The sequence below is a fragment of the Streptomyces iranensis genome, from assembly GCF_017874715.1.
GTDB lineage: Bacteria > Actinomycetota > Actinomycetes > Streptomycetales > Streptomycetaceae > Streptomyces > Streptomyces iranensis.
The window spans coordinates 1-16,426 of record NZ_JAGGLR010000036.1 but is presented as its reverse complement, the minus strand read 5'-3'; the positions used below and the strand labels follow the sequence as shown (position 1 = coordinate 16,426).

The window sequence follows — 16,426 nt, the reverse complement described above, 5'->3', positions numbered from 1 at the left end:
CCATGTCAACGCTCAGCCAGTGGCAGCTGAGGGCCGCGTTCGCGGCCCGGCTGTCGGAGATGTACGGGCGGGAGGTTCCCGCCTACACCACGCTCGTGGACGTCTCGCGCGAGGTCAACGAGGACGTCCTGCGCGTGCGGGGAGCCGATGCGACACGTCTCGGGTCCATCGGCCGGGTGACGGCCGAGCGCCACGGGGCCATCCGTGTCGGCACGCCACGGGAGTTGGGGCAAGTGGCCCGGATCTTCGGGGCCCTCGGCATGCACCCGGTGGGCTTCTACGACCTGCGGGAGGCCGCGGCCAGCGCCGTCCCCGTCGTCTCCACCGCCTTCCGGCCGGTGGACGGCGAGGAACTGGCGCGCAACCCCTTCCGGGTGTTCACCTCCATGCTCACCCCTGCCGACCCCCGTTTCTTCGACACCGAGCTGCGCGTCAGCCTGGAAGCCTTCCTCGCGGACCGCGAGCTCTTTCCCCCCGAGCTGCTCGCCCTGGCCGACCGTGCCGCCGCCGAGCGGGAGCTGCCCCAGGAGGAGGCCGAGCGCTTCCTGCACCTCGCCGTGCGGGCGTTCGAGCTGTCCGCCGAGCCGGTCGACAAGAGCTGGTACGAGACCCTGGAGCGGATCTCCGCCGTGGCCGCTGACATCGGCGGCGTGCGCAGTACCCACGTCAACCACCTCACCCCGCGCGTCCTCGACATCGACGAGCTCTACCGGCGCATGACCGACCGCGGCATCGAGATGATCGACACCATTCAGGGCCCGCCGGCCTGGAAGGGCCCCGATGTGCTGCTGCGGCAGACCTCCTTCCGGGCCCTGGCCGAACCCCGCGCGATGCGGACCCCGGACGGCAGTGTCATCAGCGGCGCTCTGAGGGTCCGCTTCGGTGAGGTCGAGGCCCGTGGCATCGCCCTCACCCGCGAGGGCCGGGCCCTCTACGACGAACTCCTCGGCCACGTGGACGAGCAGGCGTCCCGGAACCCCTCGGCATCCCGCGGTGAGCTCGCCCGCGCCGTATGGGAGCGGCACCTGCCCGGCAGTGAACAGGAACTCGCCGCCGAGGGGCTGGCCTACTTCACCTACCACCTCCACCCCGACCGGCCCCGCGACGGCGGCAGGCCGCCCACCGGCGTCGGCGAACTGCTGCGGCAGGGCTGGGTGCGCGCCGAGCCCATCGTCTACGAGGACTTCCTGCCCCGCTCCGCCGCCGGGATCTTCCAGTCCAACCTCAGCGGCGAGGGCACCCGCCACGGCGACCAGCAGGGCACGGCGTACGACGCCGACTGGCTCTCCGGCGCCATCGGCCGCGACGTCCTGGACCCCTTCGCTCTCTACGCGCGGCAGCAGAACGACTCCCTCGCACACGTCGCCCATGAGCTGGGCCTCACCGGCACCCTCAGCTGACCCCTCACTCCCCGGAGGACCGCCATGACCAGCACCGCACTGCCCACCACGGACGAACTGCGCGCCCGCGCCCGCGCCGCCCTCGACAACATCGGCGTCGACGTGGCCGAGGGCGGCGACTTCGCCGCCCGCACACCGCTCACCGGCGAGAACCTCTTCGGCCTCACCGCCGCCACCGACGCCGAGGCCGAGGACACCATCGCGGCATCCCATACGGCCTTCCTCACCTGGCGCACCACACCCGCGCCGCGCCGCGGTGAACTCGTGCGCCGCCTCGGCGAGTTGCTGCGCGCGCACAAGGGCGACCTGGCCGACCTCGTCACCATCGAGGCGGGCAAGATCCGCTCCGAGGCGCTCGGCGAGATCCAGGAGATGATCGATATCTGTGACTTCGCGGTCGGCCTGTCCCGGCAGCTGTACGGCCGTACGATCGCCTCCGAGCGTCCCGGCCACCGGCTGGCCGAGACCTGGCACCCGCTCGGCGTGGTCGGCGTCATCTCCGCCTTCAACTTCCCCGCCGCCGTGTGGTCGTGGAACACCGCCGTCGCCCTCGTCTGCGGCGACACCGTGATCTGGAAGCCCTCGGAGCTCACCCCGCTGATCTCCCTGGCCTGCGACCATCTGCTCGGCCGGGCCGCCGACGAGGTCGGCGCGCCCCGCGACGTACACCGTCTCCTGCTCGGTGACCGCGCGGTCGGTGAGAAGCTCGTCGACGATCCGCGCGTCGCCCTCGTCAGCGCCACCGGTTCCACCCGCATGGGCCGCGAGGTCGGCCCCCGTGTCGCCGCCCGCTTCGGCCGCAGCCTGCTGGAACTCGGCGGCAACAACGCGGCCATCGTCGCCCCGTCCGCCGATCTCGACCTCGCCATCCAGGGCATCGTGTTCGCCGCGGCCGGCACCGCGGGCCAGCGCTGTACGACGCTGCGCCGCCTCATCGTCCACCGCGACATCGCGGACACCCTCGTCGAGCGGCTGACCGCCGCCTACGGCAAGCTCCCCATCGGCGATCCGTTCGCGGACACCACGCTGGTCGGCCCGCTCATCTCCGCCGCGGCCCTCGACACCATGAACAGCGCCCTCACCAGTGTCCGGGCCCAGGGCGGCAAGATCCTCGCGGGCGGGAACCGGCGCCTGGCCGAGGCCGCCCCCGCGGCCGCCTATGTGGAGCCGGTCCTCGTCCGCGTCGACGCACAGACGGACGTCGTAAGGGAGGAGACCTTCGCTCCGATCCTGTACGTCCTCACGTACGACACCCTCGAGGAGGCGATCGCGCTGCACAACGACGTCCCCCAGGGCCTGTCGTCCAGCATCTTCACCCGCGACCAGCGGGAAGCCGAGATCTTCCTGTCCGCCGCAGGCTCCGACTGCGGCATCGCCAACGTCAACATCGGCACCTCGGGAGCCGAGATCGGCGGTGCCTTCGGCGGCGAGAAGGACACCGGCGGCGGCCGGGAGTCCGGCTCCGACGCCTGGAAGGCGTATATGCGCTCGGCCACCAACACCATCAACTACTCCAGCGAACTCTCCCTCGCCCAGGGCGTCAGCTTCCTCTGATCAGACGGGTGGTGTGGGCGGCGCGGGGTGGACCGCGCCGCCCGGCTTGCGGTACCGAGACTGCCGACCCACCCCGGCCACCTGGAAGTTCGTGGATGCCGTTTGAGTCCAAAAGAATACCGGGGTACAGTACGACGGCTCCGCACCCCCACCGCATTCGACATCCACACCCCCATAGGTGGTTTGACATGCGCGCGTCGCACTTAGGTGAATGTTGTACGGTCCTGGTAGAGGATCGGGCGCTCGATGAATTTCTCGAGGTGGCCGTCGGTGAGTACCAGCGCATCACCTCCGAAACACCGCTGCCGTGCTTCGCCCTCCTCGTGGGCTCGGCGGACCAGGCGACCTTGACCGTCGAGCGCGTCGCGTTCGGCCGCAATGCCCGTACCACCGACCCGGCCGCGCGCCGCGAGTTCACCGAGTCGATCGTGCCGCTCTTCGGCCCGGCGTACGAGAACGAGACACGTGGCTGGTGGATCGACTCCCACGACCTGCTGAGGGCCTCACGCGAGGCCGAAGCCGACGGTCTGGAGATCCTGGGGTCCGTGCATATGCACCCCGACTGGCATCGCATCGGCCCACCGGAGGAGCGGCAGCTCATCCTCAGCGAGCGCCCGACCCCGATGGATCAGCACGTCTTTGGCAACACCGGCTGGCCCGTCAATCTCATCTGCTACCTGGAGCGTCGCGGCGACGTCATGTACCACGCCCTCGCCGCCTGGGCGCCGCCCCCACCCGAGAGCCCTCACCTTCCGTGCGCCGAACTCCCGCTGCGGATACGGACCCGGGCCGTGGTCGGGGTGTGAGGTCGGTGATCCCACCGCGTTCCACACCATGATTCCCGCCGTTCCACACACCTTGATTCCCGCCGTTCCACACCTTGATTCCCGCCGTTCCACACCTTGCTTCCCGCCCCCGACCGGCCACCCCGCCGGTTTCCGACCGCTGGAGGAATTGCCCATGTCTGACGCGTCCACCCCGGACCGGCCCAAATTGCGGCATCTGGCCATCGTCGCCCGTGACCCCGAGAAGCTGGCCGAGTTCTACAGCGGAATCTTCGACATGGAGCTCTTCCACCGGGATCCCGATGGCAGCTGCTTCCTATCCGACGGGTATCTCACCCTCGCGCTGATCAAGCATCGGCTCGACGGCGAAACCCCGTTGGGCATGAACCACTTCGGTTTCCATGTCGCCGACACGTCCGAGACATCCGCCGCTCTGGTCGCCTCGGGCGCCGATGAGCCCGCCGAGCGCTTCACCAACCGCCCGTTCGCCGAATACCGGGCCATCGACCCGGAGGGCAACTGGTTCGACCTCTCCGCCCACGGTTTCGGCGGCCCCCGCCCGGCCGCCGAAACCGGCGACGCGTAACGGAGTCCGGGGCGCCGGACCGCATGGGCGGCGCCCCGCACACGTCAGTCGACCCGCCGCGCCAGCACCTGCCCCGGCCACGCCCCGGACAGGAAGCGCTCGGTGGACGTGAAACCGTTGCGCTCGTAGAACGCGACCAGTTCGCCCCCGCCGCCCGCCCAGCAATCGACCCGCAGCAGCCCCACTCCGGCCCGCCGGGTCTCCTCCGCGGCGTGGGACAGCAGCGCCGCCCCGATGCCCCGGCCGGCGTGCCGCCGGTCGGAGATCAGCAGCCGCACGTATCGCTCGGGTTCGCCGGCCGGGGCGATCGGCATCTGCGAACTGGGCCCGGAGTCCAGCACCAGGGCTCCGACAGGCGCCCCGCCCAACTCCGCGATGAACGGGGCGTTCTCGGTCAGATACCGCTCGACCCGCGCCACTCCCCCGGGCCGCCGCGAGTACGGCGTCGTGCCCCACTGCTCGGTGTTGCCGCGACCGTTCATCCAGACCACCGCGGCGTCGAGCATGTCCAGCACCGCTGGCGCGTCGGCCGGATCGCCCGGTCTGATCCGTATGGTGTGTGTGGTGTCGTTCACGCCGGAAGTCTAGACAGAAAAATGCACGGAATCGTCGGCCGATCGAATAGACGTTCAACCGGATTACGAAATTCCCCGGGCGAGCGGGAGTTTTGCATCAGACTTTCGGCTGGTTGTGTGCTGCGAGTGGTTCAGCCTGGGACTACGGTGTTTTCGAGGGTCCGGCAGAACGAAATCGGCGGCACCGGGGCGTGGCGGCATTGGGGCAAACCGTATTCGGGCGACTGTGCGAGGAGCGTCAGTGGGCTCACCCCGCGGTGTTTCTCGCGGTCTACGCCAACGTCGCCGCCCGTCTGGGAGAGCCGGAGCAGGTGACGGCCCGGCAATTCCACCGGTGGCGTGAGCCTGATCCGCCGTACCCGGGGCCGTCGAGCCAACGGGTGCTCGAGGACATGTTCGGCGCATCGCTGGAACACCTCGGTTTCCCCCTCCCCCGGCGGCACCGCGGCCCATCGGCATCCGGTGGCGCGGGCTCGGCGTTGCGGTTCGCCGTACTGGGGCCCGTTCGCATCTGGCGTGGTGAGCAGGGGCTCCCGGTCCTCAGGCCGCTGGAGCGCGCCGTGTTGTGTGTGCTCCTGCTGCGCGGACGCACCGCCACCGCGAGCGAGCTGGTCGACGGGGTGTGGGGCGAGACCCCGCCACCTCAGGCGATCGCCAGCTTACGCACCCACGCCTTCCGCCTTCGCCGAGCGCTGGGGCCCGGTGTCCTGGTGTCGGAGGCGGGAGGGTACGCGCTGCGGATACGGCCCGGAGCACTGGACCTCGCGGTGTGCGAGGACTACGAGACACGAGCGAAACGTGCCCGCGCGGAAGGGGAGTCGACCGGCGCGCGGAAGCTGCTGCACATGGCGGTGGAGCTGTGGGAGGGGCGGCCGCTGGCCGGAGTTCCCGGCCCGTACGCCGAGGCCCAGCGCGCCCGTCTGGAGCAGTGGCGCCTGACCCTGCTGGAGGCGCGCCTCGATCTCGACCTGGAACTGGGCCTGCACGCCGATGCGGTCTCGGAGCTGACCGCGCTGACCGCGGAGCACCCACTGCGGGAGCGATTGCGCACGCTGCTGATGACGGCGCTCTACCGCAGCGGCCGACAGGCAGAGGCGCTGGGTGTGTACACCGACACCCGCCGCCTGCTGTCCGAGGAACTCGGCGTGGCGCCCAGCGCGGAGCTCGCCCGGCTCCATCAGCGCATCCTGCGCGCCGACCCCACACTCGCCGGGCCACGAAGGCTCCCGGCCGGGACCAAGGCCGTACCCACGGCCACACCCGCGCCACGTCCGGCACAACTCCCGGCGAAACTCGGCGACTTCACCGGACGCACCGCCGTCATGGACACCTTGCGGAAGCGGCTGCGGCTCACCCGGGGGACGGTGATGACGATCTCCGTGGTGCAGGGGCTCGGCGGGGTGGGCAAGACGGCCCTGGCCGTGTGCGTCGCGCAGGCGGTCCGGGAGCGGTTCCCCGACGGGCAGCTGTTCGTCGATCTCATCGGCCACCACGCCCAGCCCGCCGACCCCGCGGCCGTACTGGGCACCTTCCTCCGTGCGCTGGGCACCCCGCCCGCGGAGATCCCGGAGGGGTTGCCCGACCGGGCGGCGCTGTACCGCTCGGTCCTGGCCGACCGCCGGGTGCTGGTCCTGCTGGACAACGCCCACGACACGGCACAGGTGCGCCCGCTGCTGCCCGGCTCTCCGAGCTGCGCCGCGCTGATCACCAGCCGCACCCCCATGACCGGGCTCGACGGCGCCCGGGTGGTCGACCTCAGCATCATGGACCAGCCCGAGGCACTGGCCCTGTTCACCCGCATCATCGGCGACGAGCGGGCCGCGGCCGAGCCCCACGCCTGCCGCAAGGCCGTCGCCGCCTGCGGCTATCTGCCCCTGGCCATCAGGATCGCCGCCGCCCGGCTGACGACCCGCCCCGCCTGGACCGTGCGCAACCTGACCGACCGCCTGGCCGACGCCCACCGCCGCCTGCACGAACTGCGGGCCGGGGACCTGGCCGTCAAGACGAGCTTCGAGTTCGGATACACGCAGTTGGGACCCTCCCAGGCACGGGCCTTCCGGCTGCTCGCGCTCACCTATGGACCTGATATCTCGCTGGCCGCGGCCACCGCCATCCTCGGCGTCACCACGCAAGAGGCCGAGCGATTACTCGAATCACTCGTCGATACCAGCCTGCTGCATTCGCCCGAGCCCGGCCGCTACCGCTACCACGACCTCGTGCGCATCTACGCGCGCGACCGCGCCGAGCGGGATGAACCGCCCGCAGGCCGGGCGGCCGCGATGTCGCGCATGCAGGACTTCTATGTGACCTCGGCGGCACGCGTGTACGCCATGGGACGACCGGGAGACCGGCTCGTCGACCACCTGATGTCCACCGAGCGCCCCGGTCAGGACTTCCCCGACGCCCGCACCGCGCTGGACTGGCTCCTCAGCGAAGCGGACTGCCTCCTCACCTGCGCCCAGCAGGGCGCCAAGTCCCTGGAGACAGGGGCCGTTCGCCGCGCGGCGGACCTCCTCCTGGTCACCCGGGACCTGGTCGAGTCCGGTACGCACTATCTCCAGTACGAGGCGGCGGCCCGTTCGGTGGGCAATGCCGCCAACATCGCCGGGGACACTGCCGCGGAGGGCCGGGCCCGCCTGGCGCTGGCGGGGATGTTCCCCGTCACCAGGGGCCAGCAGCAGGCCGACGACGAAGCCCGCCGCGCGGGCCTGCTCGCGACTGCCGCGGGAGACCTGACCGCCGCCTGCCACGCGTTGAACGTACGCGGCGTGGTAGCGATCTACCAGCAGCGCTACGAGGACGCGGAAGCACACCTCCGCGAGGCACTGCGTGGCTTCCGGGCCGACGACAACCTCGCCTGTGTGGCCAGTGTGTTGTCCAATCTCTCCCGTGTACACGCCGCCACGGACCGGGCCGACAGCGCCGTCGAACTCGCCAGGCGGGGAGTCGACCTCCGGCGGAGCCTGGGCAGCACCTGGCGCATCGCCAATGGCCAACTCGCCCTGGGAATCGCTCTGCACCGGGCAGGACGGCATGCCGCGGCAGTGAGCGAACTGCTGGAGGCGCTCGGCACCTTCCACGACAACCGGCAACGGCTCTGGGAGGGATCCGCCCACGCCCGGCTGGCCGAGGTGTACCTCGCGTCGAACCACCCGGCCGAGGCGGCCACACATGCCGAGCAGGCACTGGCGCTCGGCTCCATCGGCAACAAGTGGCGCCGCGGATCGATCCTGAGCGTACTGGGCGAGGCATTGGAGCAATTGGGACAGCCGGACAGGGCCCGCGCGTGCCGCCGCAAGGCCGAGATGTCCTGGGTCTGGTGGAGCCCCTGATCGCGCGGCGAGCGGCCCCGGGTTCGAAGTCCGGGAAGAGCCCACGAAACTCGAACCGCCCCCGAGCGGCTGAGCTCTGCTTTTCGTACCGGCCGGGGCATTCAGCGGTAGGTCGGCATCCTTTCGGGTTGCGGGCCTGTCGGCGGAAGCCGATTCGCGGCCGTGCCGACCAGGGATCGGTTGACTTGGCGCGGGCGGAGGCGATCGCGTCTCCGGAGCGCGTCTTGTGAGGGCGGCCACGTTGATCAACAGACGGAACGTACTGCGGGCAGGCACGGCCGGTGTTCTGGGCACGGAGATGGTGGCTTCGCAGTCACCGCCCGCCGCCGCCACGCCACCACCCGATGTGGCGGAGCGGGTCGGCCGGCGGGACTGGGAGCTGCTGGCCCAGGCGCTGTCATCGCGTTCCACGCTCTACCGGCCGGGAGATTCCGGCTACCCACCGCTGGCGCTCCCGTTCAACCACCGGTACGCCGGGATCCGGCCGGCGGGAATCGTGGCGTGCGGCACCACCAGGGATGTCAGTACGGCGGTCCGCTGGGCCCGTACGGTGGGGCTGCCCGCCGTACCCCGTTCCGGGCTGGGCCACAACTACGCGGGGTACTCCGCCACCACCGGTCTGCTGCTCAACATGGCCCGTATGAAGAGCATCGACTCCACCCCGGTGCCGGGCCCCCGCTCGCGGACCCGGACGTACGGGCGGATCAAGGTCGTGCACGATGCGGGTACCGTCACCGTCGGGGCCGGGGTCACCAACGGCGATCTGCACCCGATGCTGGAGGACCGCGGCATGTTCGTGCCGACCGGCCGCTGCCCCACGGTCGGGGTGGCCGGGCTGGTGCTCGGCGGCGGGATCGGCTTCAGCGACAAGATGTTCGGCCTGACCTGCGACCGGCTGGTCTCGACGACCGTGGTACTGGCCGACGGCGACGTGGTGGAGGCCAGTCGGAACTCGCACTCCGACCTGTTCTGGGGCTGCCGCGGCGGGGCGGGGAACAACTTCGGCGTCAACACCTCCTTTACGTTCCAGTACGAGCGGTTCCAGGGCGACGTGGGCTTCTACCGGCTGAACTGGAGCCTGGACTCGGCGCTCCCGGTGCTGGCCGCCGCGCAGCGGATCGCCGTGGACACCCTGCACGACAAGCGGTTCCATCTCCGCGTCGGCATGGGCACTCATGGGCTCACCAGGGACGAGATCCGCGCCAACGCGGGCGTCAACGCCATCGGCCAGTACTACGGCGACCTGGCGGAGTTGCGCGACGTCCTGGCTCCGCTGCTCGCCATCGGCACGGCCGGGGAGCGGGCCGCCAACAACGCGTCGGTCCGCGAGGTCACTCCCGGTGAGGCGAGCGTGCTGCTGAGCGCCACGACGCCGGTGCAGCAGTTCGCCGCCAAGTCCGCGGTGCTGACCTCCCGGACGCTCCTGACCGATGACCAGGTCGCCGCCGCCGCCGAGCAGCTGCTGGAATGGCCCGGCAGCGACAATGAGGACGGAGCCGGGTTCGCCATGTTCGCCCTCGGTGGCGAGATCAACCAAGTGCCGCCGGACGCCACGGCGTTCGTCCACCGCAACGGCGTGTTCATCCTCGCCGCCGAGACCTCGTGGGCGGACTACGATCCGCCCCGCGTCGCCACGGCGAATCTTCGCTGGCTCCCCGAGTTCTACCACGCCCTTTTCGGCGGTACGCCTCCTCGGCACTCCTACCAGAACTTCCCGGATCCGACCCTGAAGGACTGGCGGCGGGCCTACTACGGCGCGAACTACGACCGGCTGGTCCGGGTGAACCGTCAGTACGACCCGACCAACTTCTTCAGCTACCCGCAAGCGATCGGCACCTGACCTTTCGCGGGGCTTGACAGCCGATAGGGCCCTTCATACGTTGCTCATCTTGCCCTTTTCGGGGCGGGGTCGCATGAACCGTGGTGCGGCTGGGACGTCCCGAAGGGTTCCGCGGTGCGCGCATGGCTCCCCGACGCTCGTGGCCACCGGCGCCTGTTTTCCGCGCTGTCCATCGATGCCCTGGGCACCGGGCTCTTCCTGCCGTTCTCCATCCTCTACTTCACCGCGACCACCGACCTGACCCTCGGCAGGGTCGGACTGGCCTTGTCCATCGCGGCGTTGGTGCGCATTCCGGCGACACCGGGTGCCGGGATGTTCTGCGACCGGTTCGGCGCGCGGAGCACGGTGGTGGTCTCCAACCTCATCCAGGCGGTCGGGTTCTTCAACTACCTCTTGGTGGACTCCTTCGGTCATCTGCTCATCGCCGCCGTCGTCGTACAGCTCGGCATCTCGGCGTTCTGGGTGGCCTATCCGGCGCTGGTGCATGACGTCGCCGAGGGGAAGCGCCACGAGTCCTGGTTCGCCCTGATCACCTCGCTGCGCAATGCGGGACTCGGCGTCGGCGCTCTCGGCGCGAGTCTCGCCGTCGCGATCGGCGGGACGGACGGATACACCGCGATCGTCGCCGTCAACGCCCTGTCGTTCGCCGTGGCGGCGATCCTGACCCGGCTCGACGCCTCAGGCGGCACGCACGCCGTCTCCGTCAACGCCATACCAGGAGACGACGCGCCCTCAGCGCACACGCCCACGAGCGGCTGGGCGAGCACCCTCCGGGACCGGCCGTTCCTCGCCTTCGTCGTGCTCAACTTCGGCCTCGCCCTGCTCTCACTCGCCTTCGGCCTCGGCGTTCCCGTCTTCCTGGTCGACACGGTGCACCTGCCGCCGTGGATACCCGGCACCGTCCTCGCGGTCAACGCCGTACTCGGCGCGGTGGGCGCCACGCCCGTCGGCGCGGCCATCACGGGGCGCAGCCGGAGCGGCGGCCTCATGGCCTCGCAGGCCATCGTCGGCTGTGCGTTCGTGGCGGTGCTCTGCTGCGCGTACGTGCCGTCGGCATTCGGCGTCTGCCTCGCTCTCGCCGCGGTCGTCCTCGTGACCCTCGGCGAACTCGTCCAGAGTCTGATCGTGTCTCCCATCGTCAACGACTGTGCCACGGCGGCGAGTCGCGGCCGCTACAACTCGCTCTCCCAAATGGCCTTCAGCATCGGCGATGTCGTCACACCCGCCCTCATGACCACACTTCTCGCCCATGGACCGGCCGCCGCCTGGATACCGTTGGCAGCCCTCGCCGCGGTCAACATGCTCGGCATCGCCCTGCTCACCAACCACCTCCCCGCGCTGCGGCGACGCGTCAACCACCCGGGTCCCACCGAACCCGACCGCCGCGGATAGACGCCGACGGGCGAGTGTCGGCCGGGACGTCCGGGTGGAGCCGGGGCGTCGGCCGCTTGTCAGTGCCGCCGGTGAGAATGCCGGGCATGATGACACCGATCCATGCCGATGGCTTCGAACAGGTCGCGCTCTGCCACGATGAGGAAACCGGGCTCCAGTCGGTCGTCGTGATCCACGACACGACGCTCGGACCGGCCCTGGGCGGGGTACGGATGCATACGTACCCCGACGAAGACGCCGCCGTGGCGGACGGCCTGTGCCTGGCCGAGGCCATGACGCTCAAAGCCGCGGCCGCCGGGCTGGGACTGGGCGGGGGCTGGAGCATCATGATCGGCGACCCGGCGAGCCACAAGAGCGAGAAGCGGCTGCGGGCGCACGGCCGTGCCCTCGCGGCCTTCGACGGGCGGTTCATTCCGGTCAACGACATCGGCACCACGCAGGCCGACATCCGAGTGATCGGGCGGGAGACCTCGCCGGTGTGCGCGGCCGGGGATCCCTCTCCCCTGACGGCGCTGGGGGTGCTGGAGGGAATCCGTGCCTGTCTGCGCGCCTCCGGTGGTGACGGCGACCTGGCCGGGGTGCGGGTATGCGTCCAGGGAGTGGGCAATGTGGGATCGGCCCTGGCCGCTCTGCTGGCCGCGGAGGCCGCGGAGTTGATCGTGGCGGACACCGACCCCCGCCGGGCGGACGCCGTCGCGGCGCGGCACGGCGCTCGGGTCGTCGCACCGGAAGCGGCACCGACCGTCGCATGCGATGTGCTGGCGCCCTGCGGGCTGGGCAGCGTCGTGACCGACGAGACACTGCCGCGGCTGGACTGCCGCATCATCGCCGGCGGCGCCAACAACGTCCTGGCCACGCCCGCGCACGCCGCCATGCTTCAGGCGCGCGGAATCCTCTACGCACCCGACTTCTGCGTGAACGCCGGCGGCCTCATCTTCCTGGAGGAGCAGCTCCTCGGCCACGACAGCGCACACGCCGAGGCACGCGTCCGCCAAGTCGGTGTCCGCGTGGCCGAGCTGATCGACCGGTCACGGCGCACGGACGTGACCACCGTGGACGCCGCCACCGAACTCGCGCGGGCACGGCTGCGTCCGTGACGCGCCGCGCGGACGGGACCCGGCGGCCGCCGATGGCTAGAACCACGGCCTCTCCGAAGGGCGTTCCGGAATCGCCCGCCTTGCCATCACCGCCTCGATGAACTCCCCTGGCGGGAGGTAGCCATGGGCGGCCACGTAGTGGAGTACGAGATTGGGGGCGATGAGCCACCGGCCGTCGCGGGCCAGGAGTCTGATCTCGGCGCTCCCGAGGGTGACCTCGGTGCCGTCGACGCTCACCACGACGGGGTAGGGCGGCCTTCCCTCCGGGTGCGGGAGGGTGCAGCTCTGCCAACCCCGCATACAGTTGCTGGAGTTGTCCCGGCAGAGGGCCGCGAGCGCGTGGACGAACTCCGTCGGCACCTCACCCCGGGAAAACTCCTCCTGCCGCTCCAGCCATCCGACAATTGACCGCCTGGACACCCTGGGGCACCCCGATGCCGGGGGTGTAGGCGTAAGGCGAGCCGTCCTCGTACCGCACCGCGTGTTCCTCCCGTACTCGTGGGGCATCGCTGATGGCCGCTGCCCCGGCGACCGTACGGTGTGGCGCGCTCCGCACACCGAGCGGGTCAGCGGGCCAGCCGTCCCAGCAGCGAGGAGGCCGCCGCGATACCGGCCGCCGCGGCCAGCACCAGGACGGCGTAGTCGAGTGCGAGGTGGTGCGGGGTGCCCAGCAGCAGTCCACGCAACGCGTCGACCTGATAGCTCAGTGGATTGGCCTTGCTGACGGCCTGGAGCCAGCCGGGCATCAGCGCCACCGGATACAGCGCGTTGGAGCCGAAGAACAGTGGCATGGTGATGGCCTGCCCGATGCCCATGAGGCGGTCGCGGTTCAGCACGATCCCCGCGATGGTCATGGAAAGGCAGGAGAAGAAGGCCGAGCCGAGGACCACCGCGACGGCCACCCCGAGGAGCCGCAGCGGGTTCCAGGTCAGCGCCACCCCGAGCGCGGCCGCGATGACGATCACCACGACCGCCTGGATCAGCGCCTTGACCCCGGAGGCGAATGCCTTGCCGGTGATCAGGGCGGCTCGCGGGGTCGGGGTGACCAGCAGTTTGGTGAGGATCCCGGCGTCCCGCTCCCAGATGATCTGGATCCCGTAGAAGATGGCGATGAACATCGCGGACTGGGCGATGATGCCGGGCGCGAGATAGTCGATGTACGGCGTGCCGCCGGTCGGTATGGCCTTCAGCCGGGTGAAGGTCTCACCGAAGATCAGCAGCCATAGGGCGGGCTGGACCGCCCGGGTGTACAGCTCGGTGCGGTCGTGCCGCAGCTTCTGGAGCTCGACCACGCACATCGCGACGACCCGCGCGGGCAGCATCCGCCAGCCGGTGCGGGCGCGCGGCGGGGTCAGCAGTGGATCGGGGCGGCCGTCCGGCCCGGTCCCGGCGGCGTCAGCCGACCCGGGACGCGGTGCGACGGGTGCTTCGGACATCGCGGAAATCTCCTCCCTGCTCGTCGAGGCCGCTGCCGGCGACGTCGCGGAAGACGTCCTCCAGGGTCGGCTTCGGATCGGCCTCGCCCTCCGCCCGGCGGCGGTCGGCCAGCTGGGAGCGGAGTTCGTGGGGCGTTCCGAGGGCGTGGATCCGGCCGCGGTGCATCAGCGCGACCCGGTCGCAGTACTGGTCGGCCTCGTCCATGTAGTGCGTGGTGACCAGCACGGTCATCCCGGTGGCCGCCCGTACCGCGTTGATGTGCTCCCACACGCTGGTCCGGGCGATCGGGTCCAGGCCGATCGTCGGCTCGTCCAGCATCAGCAGCCGGGGCGCGCTGACCAGCGCCTGGGCCAGTTCGAGGCGGCGGATCATGCCGCCGGAGTACGTCTTGGCGAGCCGGTCGGCCGCCGCGGTGAGATCGACCGCCTCCAGCACTCGCGCCACGCGGTCGGCCCGCTCCCGCCGGGTGATGTCGAAGACGCGGGCGAACAGCTCCACGTTCTCCCGGCCGGTGAGCCCGGCGTCGGCGGACAGCTGCTGCGGTACGTAGCCCAGCAGCCTGCGGACCGCCATCCGCTCCTTCGCCGCGTCGTGCCCGAACACCCGCACCATGCCGACGGGGACCGGCAGCAGTGTGGTGATGCAGCGGATCGCGGTGGTCTTGCCCGCTCCGTTGGGGCCGAGCAGGCCGAAGACCTCGCCCGCCCGGACCGTCAGCTCCAGGTCGTCGACCGCCTTGGTCTCCCCGAACGCGTATCGCAGGCCGTCGCAGACGAGCGCGACGGAAGCGGTGCTCTCCGGTACGTCGGTCATATCCCTTCCACCTCCTCATGAAGGTTCTCGGCCAGTTTGCGCAGCGCCGGAACGGCCGCGGCCAGCGCCGCCCGGTCGCTCTCGGACAGCTTCGCCACCTGCTCACGGACCAGTGCGCCGCGCCGTGCCTGCCACTCCCGCAGCCGGGCCTCGGCGGCGGGGGTGGCCGTCAGCTGGGCGGAGCGCCGGTCCGCGGGGTCGGTCTCGCGGTGCAGATAGCCCGCCTTCACCAGCTGATTGACCAGGGTGGAGACCGAGTTGCCCGCGAGGTAGAGCTCCTTGGCCGCGGCCGACACCCGGATCCCGGGGCGGGCCATGACCAGCCGCAACAGCTCCACCTGGGCACCGCGCAGCCGCGGCTCCGTCATCCCGGCCCGCAGCCGCCGCCGGATCAGCCGCTGGACTCCGCCCAGTACGTCGGCGAACGAGTCGGGGAACTCCTCTGTGGCCATGTCTCCACTTTACCTCTCAGTGAGAGGTAATTCTCAAGCAGCCGGACCAGTCGAGGCCCGGCAGATCACCTCACAAGAACCACACAAGGCCGTCCCCTACCGTCCCGTGCTCACGGAAGCGAAGATCGTCCAGGGAACAGAGGGACCGATATGAGCGAGACACGTCGGCACGGGATAGGCCGACGCCACTTCCTGTACGGCGCGGCCGCGGTGGCGGCCGGTGTCATGGGCACCGGATGCACCCCCGAGGACGCGCAGGGGACCAGCGGCTCGGGTGGTGAGCCGGTCGTCGCCATCGACGCCCAGCGGCGATCGTTCAAGGTGAGCCCGTACATGACCGGGGTGAACGGGGCCAAGTGGTACGACGACGCCTTCGGGATGTGGGACTCGAAACACAACCGCCCGGCCCCCGGCATCGTCGAAAAGATGAAGAAGTCCGGGATCGGGATGATCCGCTATCCCGGCGGCACCTCGTCCAACCTCTTCAACTGGAAAGGCGCCATAGGCCCGCAAGCGGACCGGGCCCGCCAGGTGGAGGGAAAGCAGGGCGCCACCGTCGACAGCCGGTTCGGGCCGGACGAGTACATGGCCTTCATCCGGCAGGTCGGCGCGACGCCGGAGATCATGGCGCCGTTCGCCAACTCGACCCCGGACGAGATCGCCGACTGGGTCGCCTACATGAACGCCCCACAGGGCACCAAGTGGGGCGACCTGCGAGCGCGGAACGGCCACCCAGAGCCCTACGGCGTAGGCCACTGGGAAATCGGCAACGAACTGTTCGGCAAGTACCAGCGCTACTGGATGAGCGCGGACGACGACAAGGCCATGCGGCAGTACGCCTTCGGCGGCACCCAACGGCAAAAGCGCCAGCGTGTCGGAACGCCCACCGACCACCGCCCCTCCGCCTCGGTCAGCAACGGCCAACCGAACCAGACCTTCACCGTCTGGTACCCACCCGTCACCCCCAAAACCCAGACCATCCGCGTCGATGACACCACATGGCACGAGGTCGCCGATCTCTCCTCGGCGGGGGCCGACGACCTCGTCTACACCTTCGAGCCGCGCAGTGGCACGATCCACTTCGGCGACGACCGGCACGGGAAGATCCCCCAGAACGGGGCGAAGATCACCGCCGACTACGACTCCGGTCCCCACGCCGGATT

14 protein-coding genes are annotated in these 16,426 nt (G+C 70.5%); 9 read left to right on the top strand and 5 right to left on the bottom strand.

Translation table 11 applies throughout. The annotated features are described in order from the left end of the window. Positions 1-2 precede the first annotated feature (2 nt). From hglS to J2Z30_RS45070, 4 genes are all read left to right on the top strand, one after another. Entirely contained in the window at positions 3-1,400 is a 1,398-nt protein-coding gene (hglS, locus tag J2Z30_RS45085; protein WP_044567119.1) for a 2-oxoadipate dioxygenase/decarboxylase, read from the top strand. A gap of 24 nt (positions 1,401-1,424) precedes the next feature. Next, positions 1,425-2,954 carry an L-piperidine-6-carboxylate dehydrogenase gene (gene amaB / locus J2Z30_RS45080; RefSeq protein ID WP_044567121.1) on the top strand — a complete coding sequence of 510 codons (1,530 nt, stop codon included), beginning with the start codon at positions 1,425-1,427 and terminating at the stop codon, positions 2,952-2,954. Positions 2,955-3,214: 260 nt separating this feature from the next. Further along, positions 3,215-3,760: an MPN domain-containing protein gene (locus J2Z30_RS45075; RefSeq protein WP_308280267.1), complete on the top strand. Its 546-nt coding sequence runs from the start codon at positions 3,215-3,217 to the stop codon at positions 3,758-3,760. 154 nt (positions 3,761-3,914) lie between these two features. Beyond that, positions 3,915-4,325 carry a VOC family protein gene (locus J2Z30_RS45070; RefSeq protein ID WP_245389202.1) on the top strand — a complete coding sequence of 137 codons (411 nt, stop codon included), beginning with the start codon at positions 3,915-3,917 and terminating at the stop codon, positions 4,323-4,325. A 44-nt stretch (positions 4,326-4,369) separates the two neighbouring features. On the opposite strand, the gene J2Z30_RS45065 is transcribed toward J2Z30_RS45070, so the two are convergent. Beyond that, positions 4,370-4,900: a GNAT family N-acetyltransferase gene (locus J2Z30_RS45065; RefSeq protein ID WP_044567125.1), complete on the bottom strand. Its 531-nt coding sequence runs from the start codon at positions 4,898-4,900 to the stop codon at positions 4,370-4,372. A gap of 392 nt (positions 4,901-5,292) precedes the next feature. Between J2Z30_RS45065 and J2Z30_RS45060 the strand changes: the two genes are divergently transcribed. The 4 genes from J2Z30_RS45060 (at position 5,293) to J2Z30_RS45045 (ending at position 12,561) form a co-directional block, all read left to right on the top strand. Then, the gene (locus J2Z30_RS45060; RefSeq protein ID WP_078957239.1) at positions 5,293-8,232 is read left to right on the top strand and encodes an AfsR/SARP family transcriptional regulator; all 2,940 of its coding nucleotides are present in this window, start codon (positions 5,293-5,295) and stop codon (positions 8,230-8,232) included. Positions 8,233-8,473: 241 nt separating this feature from the next. After that, on the top strand, positions 8,474-10,072 hold the full coding sequence (locus J2Z30_RS45055) for an FAD-binding oxidoreductase (protein WP_052702004.1): 1,599 nt from the start codon (positions 8,474-8,476) through the stop codon (positions 10,070-10,072). A gap of 114 nt (positions 10,073-10,186) precedes the next feature. Then, positions 10,187-11,464: an MFS transporter gene (locus tag J2Z30_RS45050; RefSeq protein WP_044567127.1), complete on the top strand. Its 1,278-nt coding sequence runs from the start codon at positions 10,187-10,189 to the stop codon at positions 11,462-11,464. Between the two features lie 86 nt (positions 11,465-11,550). Next, on the top strand, positions 11,551-12,561 hold the full coding sequence (locus tag J2Z30_RS45045) for a Glu/Leu/Phe/Val dehydrogenase family protein (protein WP_044567129.1): 1,011 nt from the start codon (positions 11,551-11,553) through the stop codon (positions 12,559-12,561). Positions 12,562-12,597: 36 nt separating this feature from the next. On the opposite strand, the gene J2Z30_RS45040 is transcribed toward J2Z30_RS45045, so the two are convergent. From J2Z30_RS45040 to J2Z30_RS45025, 4 genes are all read right to left on the bottom strand, one after another. After that, on the bottom strand, positions 12,598-12,981 hold the full coding sequence (locus J2Z30_RS45040; protein WP_245389201.1) for a DUF7919 family protein: 384 nt from the start codon (positions 12,979-12,981) through the stop codon (positions 12,598-12,600). Positions 12,982-13,127: 146 nt separating this feature from the next. Continuing rightward, positions 13,128-13,997, bottom strand: coding sequence for an ABC transporter permease (locus J2Z30_RS45035; RefSeq protein ID WP_044567131.1), 870 nt, complete (start codon positions 13,995-13,997; stop codon positions 13,128-13,130). Continuing rightward, on the bottom strand, positions 13,957-14,811 hold the full coding sequence (locus J2Z30_RS45030; protein ID WP_044567133.1) for an ABC transporter ATP-binding protein: 855 nt from the start codon (positions 14,809-14,811) through the stop codon (positions 13,957-13,959). The genes J2Z30_RS45035 and J2Z30_RS45030 overlap by 41 nt, the downstream gene beginning before the upstream one ends. Further along, positions 14,808-15,263, bottom strand: coding sequence for a MarR family winged helix-turn-helix transcriptional regulator (locus J2Z30_RS45025; protein WP_044567135.1), 456 nt, complete (start codon positions 15,261-15,263; stop codon positions 14,808-14,810). The genes J2Z30_RS45030 and J2Z30_RS45025 overlap by 4 nt, the downstream gene beginning before the upstream one ends. Positions 15,264-15,413: 150 nt before the next feature. Between J2Z30_RS45025 and J2Z30_RS45020 the strand changes: the two genes are divergently transcribed. Continuing rightward, positions 15,414-16,426 (top strand): alpha-L-arabinofuranosidase family protein (locus J2Z30_RS45020; RefSeq protein WP_209469116.1); only part of this gene is annotated, 1,013 nt, incomplete at its 3' end.

What these genes read in the sequence shown, in the direction of transcription:
- J2Z30_RS45035 (WP_044567131.1), bottom strand. Translation starts at nt 13,997, where the DNA reads ATGTCCGAAGCACCCGTCGCACCGCGTCCCGGGTCGGCTGACGCCGCC.
- J2Z30_RS45070 (WP_245389202.1), top strand. Translation starts at nt 3,915, where the DNA reads ATGTCTGACGCGTCCACCCCGGACCGGCCCAAATTGCGGCATCTGGCC.
- hglS (WP_044567119.1), top strand. Translation starts at nt 3, where the DNA reads ATGTCAACGCTCAGCCAGTGGCAGCTGAGGGCCGCGTTCGCGGCCCGG.
- J2Z30_RS45045 (WP_044567129.1), top strand. Translation starts at nt 11,551, where the DNA reads ATGATGACACCGATCCATGCCGATGGCTTCGAACAGGTCGCGCTCTGC.
- J2Z30_RS45025 (WP_044567135.1), bottom strand. Translation starts at nt 15,263, where the DNA reads ATGGCCACAGAGGAGTTCCCCGACTCGTTCGCCGACGTACTGGGCGGA.
- J2Z30_RS45030 (WP_044567133.1), bottom strand. Translation starts at nt 14,811, where the DNA reads ATGACCGACGTACCGGAGAGCACCGCTTCCGTCGCGCTCGTCTGCGAC.
- amaB (WP_044567121.1), top strand. Translation starts at nt 1,425, where the DNA reads ATGACCAGCACCGCACTGCCCACCACGGACGAACTGCGCGCCCGCGCC.
- J2Z30_RS45060 (WP_078957239.1), top strand. Translation starts at nt 5,293, where the DNA reads ATGTTCGGCGCATCGCTGGAACACCTCGGTTTCCCCCTCCCCCGGCGG.